The 13,118-nt window shown below is 54.7% G+C and carries 6 protein-coding genes; 3 read left to right on the forward strand and 3 right to left on the reverse strand.

The window, feature by feature from the left end; genetic code table 11:
• Positions 1-41: 41 nt before the first annotated feature.
• A complete protein-coding gene (locus HNQ92_RS01880; RefSeq protein ID WP_343062876.1) occupies positions 42-2,531 on the reverse strand; it encodes an OmpA family protein in 2,490 nt (829 codons plus the stop codon).
• 405 nt (positions 2,532-2,936) lie between these two features.
• On the opposite strand from HNQ92_RS01880, the gene HNQ92_RS01885 reads away from it, so the two are divergent.
• The 3 genes from HNQ92_RS01885 (at position 2,937) to HNQ92_RS01895 (ending at position 11,055) form a co-directional block, all read left to right on the forward strand.
• A complete protein-coding gene (locus tag HNQ92_RS01885) occupies positions 2,937-3,761 on the forward strand; it encodes an SDR family oxidoreductase (protein ID WP_184170067.1) in 825 nt (274 codons plus the stop codon).
• 292 nt (positions 3,762-4,053) lie between these two features.
• Positions 4,054-8,529: a hybrid sensor histidine kinase/response regulator gene (locus HNQ92_RS01890; protein WP_184170070.1), complete on the forward strand. Its 4,476-nt coding sequence runs from the start codon at positions 4,054-4,056 to the stop codon at positions 8,527-8,529.
• A gap of 180 nt (positions 8,530-8,709) precedes the next feature.
• Entirely contained in the window at positions 8,710-11,055 is a 2,346-nt protein-coding gene (locus tag HNQ92_RS01895; protein WP_184170073.1) for a TonB-dependent siderophore receptor, read from the forward strand.
• A 38-nt stretch (positions 11,056-11,093) separates the two neighbouring features.
• Here the strand turns inward: HNQ92_RS01895 and HNQ92_RS01900 are convergent, their stop codons facing one another.
• Entirely contained in the window at positions 11,094-11,561 is a 468-nt protein-coding gene (locus HNQ92_RS01900; RefSeq protein WP_184170076.1) for a GNAT family N-acetyltransferase, read from the reverse strand.
• 16 nt (positions 11,562-11,577) lie between these two features.
• Complete coding sequence (locus tag HNQ92_RS01905) at positions 11,578-13,041, reverse strand: M28 family peptidase (protein ID WP_184170079.1); 1,464 nt, start codon at positions 13,039-13,041, stop codon at positions 11,578-11,580.
• Positions 13,042-13,118: the final 77 nt, after the last annotated feature.

Here is a 13,118-nt window from a genome sequence, read left to right on the forward strand (position 1 = left end):
CAAATATCCGTAATTGTGCGCGTACTTGAGGTACTTTCTTTTTACCGAATAAACAACACTTTGAACTCGGTGCGGCGGTTGCGTTGGTGTTCTTCTTCGGTGCAAAGTACCCCGTCTTTGCACTGGTTGAGCAGCGCGCTTTCGCCGTAGCCTTTGGCGGTGAGGCGGCTGCGGGTAATGCCCTTCGATGCCAGGTAGTTGAGGGCGGCCTTGGCGCGGCGCTCGGAGAGGTACTGGTTAAATTCCGCGTTGCCCTGGCTGTCGGTATGGGCGCCAATCTCGACGCGGAGCGAGGGGTACTTGCGCATGGTCGCTACCATCTTGTCCAGCTCACGGGCGGCTTCGGGACGGATCTCCCACTTGCCCGAGTCGTAGTGGATTTTATCCAGCGTCACCACGTCCCCTACCTTGAGCATTTTCAGGTCGGCCGATACAAACTTGGGCTCCGACTTCACCGGGATCTTCTTGATGGCGCTCGTATAAGTACCGTACTGAGACTTCGAGGCCACCAGTGTGTAGTCACAGCCTTCCAGCAGCTCAAACTGGAAGCGCCCGTTGGGCCCGGTGACTGTCTGTTTTATCGAGCCATCGCACTCGTTTTTCAGGATAAGCTTTACGCTTTCGATGGGCGTTTTGTCCGATTCGCTCGTGACCGTGCCGCGCAGGGTAGGTTTGGTTGGCGGGGTGTCGCTGTCGTCTTCGGTATCATTCAGGCCGGTCGACATGCGAGCGGGGGCCGCCAGGTCGGTGTCGGTAGAAGTCATGAATTTCAGCAGCGACGCTTCCAGGCGCGTGGGTTTGTCGTCGGTGAGGCCCTTGGTCGAGAAGCCCAGAATACCCGACACGTACCCATCGAGCGAAAGCTCAAACAGGAAGTCATTGTTGGCCTCCAGGCAAATGTTGATTTCGCCGTTGGCATTGGTGTAGAGTTCCTGCTCCTCACGTCCTTCGCCCCGGGCTTTTACGGTAATAGTCACGCTGTCCAGGGGTATGTTGGATTGCTCTTCGAAGATACGGAGCGTCAGGTTGCGGCATCCGTAGAGCGAGGTTTCGCGCACGAAACGAAAAATGTCGTCGTCGCCCCGAAGCCGGTTGCTACTCAGGTACCCCGTAGTCCGGTTGCCGTCGGTGATCAGCCCAAAGTCGTCTTTGGACGAGTTGAGCGGGGCGGGCAAATGCGAAACTCTCTTGGTGATGGTACCGTTGGCGAGCTCGGCAAAGTAAATATCCAGGCCCCCCAGGCTGGGGCGGCGGCCGTTGGAAGCAAAGTACAGGTGGCCGTTTTCGTCCACAAAGGGGAACATCTCGTCGCCCTTGGAATTGATCTCCGGGCCCAGGTTGAGCGGTGCCGACCAGCGGCCGTTGTCCCACTGGGCTACGTAGAGGTCCGTGCCGCCCAGGCCGCCGGGGCGGTCCGAGGCGAAGTACAGCAACTTGCCGTCGCGGCTTAGCGACGGGTGGCCGGTAGAGTACTGGTCGTTGCTAAAGGGTAGTTCCTGGACGTTGGCCCAGCCGCCGTCGCGGAGGTCGGCCGAGTAGAGCTTGAGCTTATTGACGTTATCGGTGCTCTTGCTGGACTTCCCTTCGTTGTAGTTGTTGCGCGTAAAAATAATACGGCTGCCGTCGTCCGAGAACGTCACCGGGCCTTCGTGGTAGCGGGTGTTGAGGTCTTTGCTAAACTCCTGCGCGCTACTGCCTTTGCCGGAGGTACTTTGGGAAGGTTGATTGTTCAGTCCCGCCGCGAAATCAAAAGGAGCGTAGGTACCCGTGGTGCGGGAGTCGTTGGCGGTGGGGCGGGTGTAGTTGTCGCGGCCCAGCACGCGGGTGTTATGGCGCGAGGAGGCCGTCGGCTTGGCAACCGGCACCTCTTTGCCGTCAGGCCCAAGTACCCCTACGGCACTGAGGTCGTGGCGGCTGGGGACGTAGTAAAGGTCCAGAAAGCCTTTGTTGGTAGACGTAGAGGAGCTCCCCGTACCCTTGCCCGCCACGTACACGAGCCCGTCGCGGAAGTAGGCCGGGCTGAATTCGGCATTGGTGGAGTTGATGCTCAGGTTTTCGACCCGGTACGTTACGCTGGCGCTGCCTGGCGCGGGGTTAGTAAAGCCGGGAAGGGTTTCGGGGCTGGTCTTGAATTCTTCGTAGAGAGCGTACATCGCCTGCGCCTCCTGCAGCTTTCCGTTACTACCCAAGGCCTGGGCAAAGTAGAGGTAGGCCTGGCGGTGGCGCTCGGTGGGCTCGCCGAGCTCGAGCAGCTGACGAAAACTGTGCTCCGCTTTTTGGTGATCGCCCAGCTCCATGTAGGCGTAGCCCAGGTTAAACAAAATATCCTGGCGGTCGTTGGAGGAGAGGGCGTTGTTGAGAAGCAACTGGCTGTAGTCACTGGCCGCCTGCGCGTAGGCTTTGCTGTAGAAGGCGCGATCGGCCTGCTGCCGGGTACCGTCTGACTGGGCATGCGTTAGCGTACTCCCCAGAATCAGGAGTAGCAGCAGCCCGCCGCGTAAAACCCTTTGAATGCAACTACTTTGTACCACAGCGTAAAAACATAGGTATGGCATGAATGTGTATAGTGTGTGTGTAATAGATCCCCTCTCCCTAAGTACCTCGCCGAAGCAAATCCGGCCATCTACTTTTCAACGCTTGGCAGGCCTGTTTCGGTTCGAAGCAGCACAAAATAATGGCTTGCCCAGGGCTCGCAGGGGTACTTTGGCGCGAAAGGTACCGTACACGAAATCCATGCCAATTTGTAAATGAGGTATTTTTGATTAAAATAATTTTATTGATTATAGCTATTGTACAAACAACAGCGGTAACTTATGGCGCCTTACCAACTACTCCTCTTAGCAGGTAGTTATAAGCATAAATCATGCCATGCTTTGGCTTTATAAAGGGTATTTTGGCGGGCTACGGCCCTGAGACTTTGCTAACTTTTATTCAATATGCTACAAGGAAAAACAGTATTTATCACCGGCGCGAGCCGGGGCATTGGCCTGGCCATTGGGGTACGGCTGGCGCAGGAAGGGGCCAACATTGTGATCGCGGCCAAAACCGCCGACGCCCACCCCAAACTACCCGGTACTATCTACTCCGCGGCCGCCGAAATAGAGGCGGCGGGGGGGAAGGCACTCCCGCTGGTGGTGGACATCCGGGACGAAGAGCGCGTGGCTTGGGCCGTAGCCGAGGCCGTAAGTACCTTCGGCGGCATCGACGTGCTCATCAACAACGCCAGCGCCATCAGCCTTACGCCTACGCTGGATACCGACATGAAGCGCTACGACCTCATGCACCAGATCAACACCCGAGGTACTTTCCTGACCAGCAAGCTGTGCATTCCGCACCTGATGCAGGCCGAAAACCCCCACGTGCTCAACCTCTCGCCCCCGCTCAGCATGGAGACGCGCTGGTTTGCACCCCACGTGGCTTATACCATGGCCAAGTTTGGGATGAGCATGTGCGTGCTGGGCATGGCCGGGGAGTTCAAAAAGTACGGGGTAGCCTTTAACGCGCTGTGGCCCCGCACGGCCATTGCCACGGCCGCCGTCAAGAACCTGCTGGGTGGTGAGGAGTCGGTGCGCCGGTGCCGCACGCCCGAGATCATGGCCGATGCCGCCTACCACATCCTGACGCGCCCCAGCCGCGACTGCACGGGTAATTTTTTTGTGGATGAAGAGGTACTTCGGCAGGCAGGCGTCACGGATTTTACCCCATACCAGGTCGATACTACCCTGCGCGACGAAGAGCTCATGCCCGATTTTTTTCTTTAATCAAAAAACGGCCCAGGTACCTGGCCCAAAGCAGCTTGGTTCGGGCCGGGTACCTGGGCCGCTCCGGATAGGATCTTTGAAAGTACCCCGCAGGAAGTACATGGAGACAGGGGTAGCCTTGGGAAGAATTGCAGTACATGAAAGTTCGTTTTTTTGGTGAAGGCCATTTTCAGCCTTCATGTATCCCTTTTGAAGTATTTGTTAATTTACAAAGGAGAAACTATTGTTTTTTGAGGTAGCCAGCTTAAATTGCCGTGACCCCGTATAATTATGTATTGGAAAAAGGCAAGGAATGCTCCTCGTCGCTGCCCGGATGAAAAATGAAAAATCCATGAAGCTGGTTGTGCCTTATCCGCGAGACAGCAGGCAGCTAGCGACCGCTAGAGTTGGCAAAGCCGAAAGCGGGCTTTGTGAATGGGTTTTTCGGGCAAGAAAAGCATCTTTTCCGAGCGCGCTGTACCTACTGGCGGTGCTTATGGTGGGGAGCCTCGTGCCCGCGGCGTTCAGCCAGCCCCTCACCGTAAACCTCACGCCGCTGAGCAGCCCCAACGGCCTGTCGCAGCATACCATCCATTGCATTTTTCAGGATAAGTACGGCTTCATGTGGTTTGGTACCCAGGATGGCCTGAATAAGTACGACGGCTACCGGGTGGTGGTTTATAAACACCAGCGTCATAATCCGAACACCTTACCGGCCAATCACATCACCTCCCTTTGTGAAGATGCCGAAGGTGCCTTGTGGGTAGGTACGCGCACCGGCGGTCTTAGTAAGTACAACCGCGAGCAGGATTCCTTCACGACGTTCAGACAGGACGGCTCGAAGGCACATTCCTTGAGTAGTAATAGTATCAACGTTGTGTGCCGCGACCAAAGGGGGAACCTCTGGGCGGGAACCGCCGCCGGCTTACATCTTTTTGATAAAAAAATCGGACAGTTTCGGCGCTACGCGCTACGCACGGAGAAGCCAACAAAGCTGGGTACTTTGGCTATTCTGGCGCTATTTGAAGATAAAAAACGTAACTTTTGGGTAGGTACCTCCGAGGGATTAGGGCTCCTGAATAGAGACACCGGGGCCTTCAGCCTCTTTACCCCTACGCCGCAGGGCGCGGGCGGTACCACCCATCGTTCCGTCAATACCATCAACGAAGACGAAAACCAGCAACTGTGGATAGGTACCAATCATGGATTATACCTGTTCAATAAAGCGGAAGGTACCTTTTCGGCTTTTGGCATCGACCCGGACGAGAATTCGGCCGGGGGCTTCAATCCCATTTTTTCTCTGGCCAAAACCCGAGGGAACAGATTCTGGATTGGTACCAATACCACCTTGCAGCTCTTTGATGCTACCCAAAAGCGGCTTATACCCATCAGCGACCAAACGGATGGCGATAGCCGGATGCCCAATGACGGCATCTATTCCTTGCTGGAAGATAAAGCGGGGGTACTTTGGATAGGTACTACCAGCGAGGGAATCTTGAAATACGACCGGAACCTGACGTTATTCCCTTCCTTCAAATCGTCGTTGACCAATGCGCCCTCCGCCAAGAATATCATCCGGGGCCTGGCCGAGGACAAAAGCGGCAACCTGTACCTGGCTACCGACCAGGGGCTGGAGTATTTTATACGGTCGGACGGCTCGTACAGGTCTTTTCGTCACAACGCCAACAATAAAAATAGCCTGCTAAGCAACTATACGACGGCCGTCCTGACCAGCCGAAAAGACGGGAGCGTGTGGGTAGGTACTTACAGCAACGGACTGGACCGCCTGAACCCGCTCACGGGTACTTTCGAACACTTTACCAAAGGCGAAGGCGCCTACGCTATAACCAGCAATTCCATCGATGCTTTGTTGGAAGACCGCCGGGGAAACATCTGGGTAGGTACCGACCAGGGCGGCCTGAATGTATTCGATCCAACGACCCGCGTTTTTACCAAGTACCTCCACGAGGCGGGCAACCCAAAGAGTATAGCGGACAATACTATTCTGGCCCTGTATGAAGATAAAAAAGGGAAGATATGGATTGGGGGCTACTCCAATGGCGTCAGCATCTATGATCCGGAGACCGGGCAATTTTCGCAGCTAAACACCCACAACAGCGACCTCACCAGCGATATCGTCAGCGCCTTCCACGAGGATCGTAAAGGTACCATGTGGATAGGCACCATGGAAGGCGGCCTGAACGGCTATAACCCTCAGACCCGCAGCTTTCAAGCTTTTACTGAGCAAAACGGCCTGCTTAACAACACCATCAACTACATCACCGAAGACGCCAGCGGGAAGCTATGGATCAGTACCAACCAGGGTATTACCCGTTTTGATCCGGCGAAGAAGTCGTTCCAGAATTTTGGCAAATACAATAACCTGAAAAGCCTGGAGTACAACCTGGGGGGAGGCGTGAAACTGAGTAGCGGGGAAATTGCGCTGGGGAGCATCAACGGCTTTACCATCGTGGACCCCCAACAAATTGCGGTGAATCGCAATAAGCCCGTGGTGGCGTTAACCAATTTTGAACTATTCAACCAGGCGGTCGTCGTGGGCGGCAAGGACTCGCCCCTTACGCAGTCCATCCAAACCACCGAGGAACTAACGCTGCAATACGCGCAGTCGGTATTTACCATCGAGTTTGCGGCCTTGGACTTCACCATTCCCGAAAAAAACCTGTACGCCTACCGGCTGGATGGCTTTGACCGGGACTGGAACTACGTCGACAACGAGCGTAAAGCTACTTATACCAATTTATACCCAGGTACTTATACCTTTCGGGTCAAGGCGGCCAATAACGACGGCGTTTGGAGCGAGCAAGAGACCACGCTCAAGATAAACATCATAGCGCCTTTCTGGATGACGCTGTGGTTCAAGGTGCTTGGGGTATTGCTGCTGCTGGGTGGGGCTGTGCTGTTTTATACGTACCGCATCAATTTTCTGCAAAAACAGCAAACGAAGCTGGAACGCGTAGTACAGGAGCGCACGCTACAAATACGGGAGCAGGCCAGCCATCTCAAAAAGCTCAACGAAGAATTGCAGGTACAAGCCGAGGAGATGCAGGCGCAGTCGGAGGAGCTACAGGTACAATCGGAAGAACTGTACACGCAGTCGGAGGAGCTGCGGTTAAAGACGATCTCCCTGGAGGTACTTAATCAAAAATTGATTGAACAAAAAGCCGAGGAAGAAAAAGCCCGTCTGCTGGCAGAAGAAGCCCAGCAGGAAGCGCACAAGGCCAATTTGGCCAAAAGTACCTTCTTAGCTACCATGAGCCACGAAATACGCACGCCCATGAACGGAGTGCTGGGAATGGCCGCTTTGCTTTCGGACACTCAGCTGGACAACGAACAGTCGGAGTACACGGAAGCCATCCTGAACAGTGGCGAGGCACTCTTGAATGTGATCAATGACGTACTTGATTTTTCAAAAATTGAATCGGGAAATCTGGAACTTGACGAGCATACTTTTGAGCTGAGAAAATGCGTAGAAGATGTGCTGGAGATCTTTGCGCCCAAGATCGCGGATGCGGGCATCAGCCTTATTTATCAGCTCGACGATCTGGTTCCGGCCCACATCGTGGCCGACAGCCTGCGGCTCCGGCAGGTACTGATCAACATGGTGGGCAACGCGGTGAAATTTACGCACCAGGGCGAAGTCTTCGTGGGGGTTTCGGCCCGCCAGATGCAAGAGGAGGACCTGGAGCTTCGCTTTGAAATCAGGGATACGGGCATCGGGATTGCCGAAGATCAACGGACTAATTTATTCAAGGCCTTTAACCAATTGGACTCTTCGATCACCAGAAAGTATGGCGGGACGGGGCTAGGGCTGGTTATTTGTAAGCGCCTGGTAGAGCTGATGGGCGGGCGCATTACCGTCAATAGCCAGCTGGGAAAAGGTACTTCGTTTATTTTTACGATTCGGGCCAGGCAAGGTACCGTACCCTCAAGCCAGACCCCGGAGCTCGACAGCATCTGCGAAGGAAAGAAGGTACTTATCATCGACAACCACGAGACCAACCGGAGGATCATCCGGATTCAGCTACAAAAATGGGATATGCTGGCTACGGCGGTGGCTTCCGGGCAGCAGGCGCTGGAGCTACTTTCGGCTCAGCCGGACCTGGATCTCATTGTTGCGGACATGCAGCTGGCGGACATGGCGGGCATTGAGCTGGGCCAGCGGATCAAAGGCCTGGCACCGGATATTCCGATTGTGGCTCTCAGCTCCATCGGGGATGAAAGCAAGAAAAAGTACCCCGACTTGTTTGCCGCGTTGCTCACTAAGCCCGTGAAGCACCATCATTTGCACGAGGTACTTAAGGCGGCCCTGCGAAAGGAAAAACCCCAGCCCGTAGAGAAAAAGAAGCCTAACCTTTCCAAGGCATTTGCTCTGGATTATCCTTTTAAGATCCTGGTGGCGGAAGATATTTTGATGAACCAAAAGCTTATCATGCTGGTGCTGGGCAAGCTGGGGTACCAGCCCGACCTGGCCAATAACGGGCAGGAAGTACTGGACATGATGCAGCACAAGAAGTACGACATTATATTAATGGATATTCAGATGCCCCAGGTAGATGGCTTGGAAGCTACGCGGCTGATTCGTAAAACGTACGGAGCAAAACCGTTGATCGTAGCCATGACCGCCAACGCGCTCAGCGAAGACCGGGAGAATTGTTTCAAGGCGGGTATGGACGCCTATATGTCAAAACCCATCAACCTGGAGCTGTTGGTCAACTGCCTGAAAGATATGTTTAACACCTACCAAGCCGAAAATAATCAAATGGGCTAATACCAATGACAAGTACCCCTGCCAACTACCTTGGGCCCTCCTCCTTTTGGGCGGACGCTTTATTTGACTTTTCTACTTTTACGAGCCTTTAAAAACAGCTTGAGCTTTATTTGCCAGGATTGAGTATATATGAAATTCCACGTCTTGCTACTACTTGTATTTGCTACCTCATACCTTCCCGTGCACGCGCAAAGCGATAAGGGGACCGTCTCCGGAAAGGTTACGGATTCGCATGGCTTGCCGCTGCCCTCGGTGAGTATCAGCCTGCCAGGAACTACCATGGGTACTTTGACCGACGAAAAAGGGAATTATTATTTAAAAGTACCCGCCGGTAGCTACAAAATACTAGCCAGTTCGGTGGGGTACTTTCCGGCTGAAATAGAAGTAATCATCCTCCGCGACCAGGCCACGGATGTACCTATAGAGCTGGCTCCGGCGGCCATTATGATGCAGGATGTACGGGTGTCGGGCGTGAAAATAAATAGCGCCACGGCCACCCGTACGTTGATGCAAATCCAGGATGTACCCCAGTCCATTGCGGTACTTGGCCAGCGGGTGATCCGCCAGCAAGCCGCTTTTGACCTGGCCACCCTGACCCGAAACATCAGCGGGCTTACCTTCACGGGTAACTACGGCGGGGCGGGCTCTTCGCAGTTTTTCAATGCGCGGGGGTTTGATCTGAACGACGCCCAAAACTACCGCTGGAACGGCATGATGATCTGGAACTGGGGCAACCACTACGCCGACAACATCGAGCAGATGGAGTTTTTAAAGGGGCCTGCTTCCATTCTTTTTGGAGACGTAGCGCCGGGGGGCGTGATGAACTTTGTGACCAAGAAACCCCTGAGTGAATTCGTGACCAACCTGAATTTCAAAACGGGTTCGTGGGGGCTACTGAGGCCGTCGGTGGATATTACCGGGCCGCTCAGTCGGGATCGTTCCCTGCGGTTTCGGTTGAATGCATCGCTCGAAAACAGCGGCAGCTTCCGCGACAACGTGACGTCGGAGCGCACACTCATAGCGCCTACACTGGCGTGGGACATCACGCCCAAACTATCCGTGCAGGCCGAAGCGGTCTTCAAAAAATCCCGTGCTACCGATGATGCGGGCCTGGTGTCGCCAGACGGCACCGTAGCAGGCCTGGGTACTTTAGCGCCTTCGCTCTACCTGGGCGATCCGGCACGCAACTACCTTCATCAGGACCAAAGCTACTTTCTGACACTCACCTACGAGCTAAGCAAAACCTGGCGTATACGCTCCACCGGCTTTTATAGCCAAGCCTCCAGCCGTCCCTTCGGAATGTGGTTTGACCAGCCCGATGCCAACGGCAATTTTGCTCGCCGGGAGTACGGTTTTAATCAAAAATCCGGTAATGGCTCGGCCAACTTCGACGTGTACGGGAGCTTCTATAGTGGGGCCATCAAGCACACTATTTTAGTTGGGGCCGAGTACCAGGCAACGGGTTACCGCCAAACCAACGCCGGTGAGCTTCACCTACTGGATACATCCAATATCTACCGTCCTATTTTCAGGAAACTACCCGCCATAGAGCCACCCACGGCTCCTTACCGTCCGTACGTTTCAGTTTTGGCGCGGTCTGGCCTCTATGTGCAGGACCAGCTCATGTTCTTCAACGAAAAACTCCACTTACTGCTTGGCCTTAGGGCGGGCACAACCCGGCAGGGAAACCACTACTACCAGGACCAGCTGCCCGGCACAGAATACGAAGGATATACGGATGACATCATCAGGAAGCAGGTACTTACGCCCCGGCTTGGGCTGGTTTTTAAACCGCAGCCTTGGGTTTCGCTCTATGCTTCCTATGCCGAAGGGTATGAAGTCAACGCACCGGATCTTTTTGCCCAAAACTACCAAGAGTACCGGGTGCCGCCCCCCACCAACAGCAATCAGCTGGAGCTGGGATCAAAAGCCAATGTACTGGATAATAAGCTGGGTGTGACGCTGAGTCTTTTTCAGATTAACAAGCACAATCCCTACGGCTATGTGTACCTGGACCCAGAAAATCCTAATTTCGACGAGTATGTGGTGTACTACGAGGGCCACCACCGTAGCCGGGGCATCGAGCTTGATGCCGACGGAAAGCTCCTGCCTACCTTGTTTCTTACGGCGGGCGCCGCCTATACCCAAACCCGCGTCATGGCTGACCCCGGCTACCCTACGGGCAATGTACTGCCCAATGCGCCCAAGGTGACGGCTAACGCGTGGCTTCATTATGAGCCGAGTGGCGTAGTAAAAGGCTTTTCGGTGGGGACGGGTTTGTTTTATAAAGGGAAGTTCTTTTCGGGGCTCGTCAACGACCCCAACCTGCAGATACCCGCCAGCTATACCCTGGACGTAGCCCTAGGATACCAGTACCGACAAATGAGCGCTCAACTGAACGTCGTGAATCTGACCAACCAGGTAAGCTACCTCAACCCCTGGCAGTTTAATCTATTCGATGTCCGGCCGCTTCGCCAGTTTGTTTTAACCCTGAACTGCAAGCTAAGTAAGCCGCGAAGCCAATAAAGGGGGTACTTGTAAAAGGGTACTTGGCGGAAATAAGGCTACGGCCCCAGGTGGAGCTTCATGCCTTCGTGGCTAGCCACAAAGCCCAGCGCTTCATAAAACCGCTGGGCGTCGGGCCGTTTTTTGTCGGTAGTAAGCTGGAGCAGGTGCGCGCCCTTTTCTTTGGCACGACGAATCGCGTACTGGAAAACCGCCGTACCGATGCCCTGCCCCCGGTAGGTCGCTTTTACCCGGACGGCCTCAATCTGCGCCCGGATGCCACCCTGGTGGGTCAGGTACTGAATAAAGCTCAGCTGAAAGGTAGCTATTATTTCTCCGGCACTTTCCACCACCGTCAGCTCCTGGTGCGGGTCACTGGCGATGATGGCAAAAGCCTGCAGGTAGGAGTCGGGCAGGGGTACCTGAAATTTTTCCCGGGTTGTGCCCAGAGTATCGTCTGCCAGCATACCCACAATCTCGGCTAAGTCGGCTGCGGTGGCTAGCCGGTAGGTCCATTCCGTGCTCATGTTTTTTTGGTCAGCGCTATTCTCCCCAACGCCAGTCTTTGCCCAGGATGAGCTCCTGCTTCAGGCCCTGTTGAATGAGGTAGTCGCGGGTTTGGGGCTGCGTGAGCTGTTGCACCGGGAGTTTTTTGGTGCTAGTGAGCGCGTGAAGGTACATGGAAGCAATGCGGACGGTATTTTCCAGCTGCTGCTTATCCACCAGGTCAAAGTTATCGCAGTCGGCGTGGTAGCATTGCAGCACGTTGGGAGCCAAACTACCCGACAGGCTGGCCACCGGAATGCCTTCCAGCATAAAGGGCTGGTGGTCGCTGTGCAGGCCGGCCCGGCTCATGTACTGGTTGCCGTAATTCTCGTCTATTTTGCTCACGGCATCCCCAATTTCCTTAAATAAATCAGCCATTTCTTCCCGGCCAAAGGCATTAATTCCCTTGGGGTCGTTGGTCATGTCGAGGTTTAGCATGTACCGGATCTTGGCGGCCTGGCCCGTGCGGACGGCCTCGCGCACAAAGTGCTTGGAACCCAGCAGGCCCTGCTCTTCGCCCATAAACATCACAAACTGAATGGTACGTTCGGGCTTAATTTTCAGCGCTTTAAAAGTACGGGCAATATCCAGGATCGCAAAGGAGCCAATGCCGTTGTCGATGGCCCCCGTGGCCAGGTCCCAGGAGTCGAGGTGGCCGCCGATCACGACCTTCTCGTCGGATTTCCCTTTGAGCGTGGCAATGACGTTGCGGGCCTTGATGGGCTTGGAGAAATTACTCATGCTCACATGCGCTTCCAGCGGTCCTTCTTCGGCCATCCAGGCCCGCAGTTCGCGCCCGCTTTCGCTGGAAATACAGACGGCCGGAATCGCAATGAGCGCGCCGGTGACGGAGGCCGTGCCCGTGAGCAGGATTTTGCCCGGTGCCTGGTTCACCATGATGATCCCGCGCGCGCCGTACTGGATTGCCAGCGCCGTTTTTTCGGAGCGGTGCAGGTTTTTCTTGCCCGTAGTACCTACCATGCCAATGTTGGCCAGCGCTATTTTGCCTTTGACTTTTTCTTTGGCTGCTTCAAAATCTTCTTCCAATCCGTTGCCTACGTCCACGATGTCGGAGCTCAGGTCGGCCTCGACGGGCGAGTGCGCCAGCGACACCACCGCTACATCCCGGAAGTTGTCGCTGTTTTTGGGCGCAATGCTGAGCGTCACGGTGTCTCGCATCCACGATTCCACCTCAAAGGGCTGGTACTTTACGTCGCTGAATCCGTAGCTTTTCAACAGGTTGTAGGCGTACTCCTCGGCTTTTTGGCCGTTGGGGCTGCCGGTGAGCCGGTGCCCGATCTGCTGCGTGGCATCACCCAGCGTCTGGTAGGCTTTGCTATTCTTCTTTACTTCGGCGTCAATCCGGGCAAACGCTTTTCCCCATTCACTATCTTCACTACGAAAACCCACCGCCACCAGGAGGAATCCACCGGCCAGGACGGCTAAGAAGCGTTTTTTCATTTTTACGGTATTAAGTCGTCTCGTTCAGGTAACTTTCTGAGAATTAGAATCCTTTTTTTTATATTTTTCAAGGATGC

The sequence above is a fragment of the Rhabdobacter roseus genome, from assembly GCF_014202275.1.
GTDB classification, from domain to species: Bacteria; Bacteroidota; Bacteroidia; order Cytophagales; family Spirosomataceae; genus Rhabdobacter; species Rhabdobacter roseus.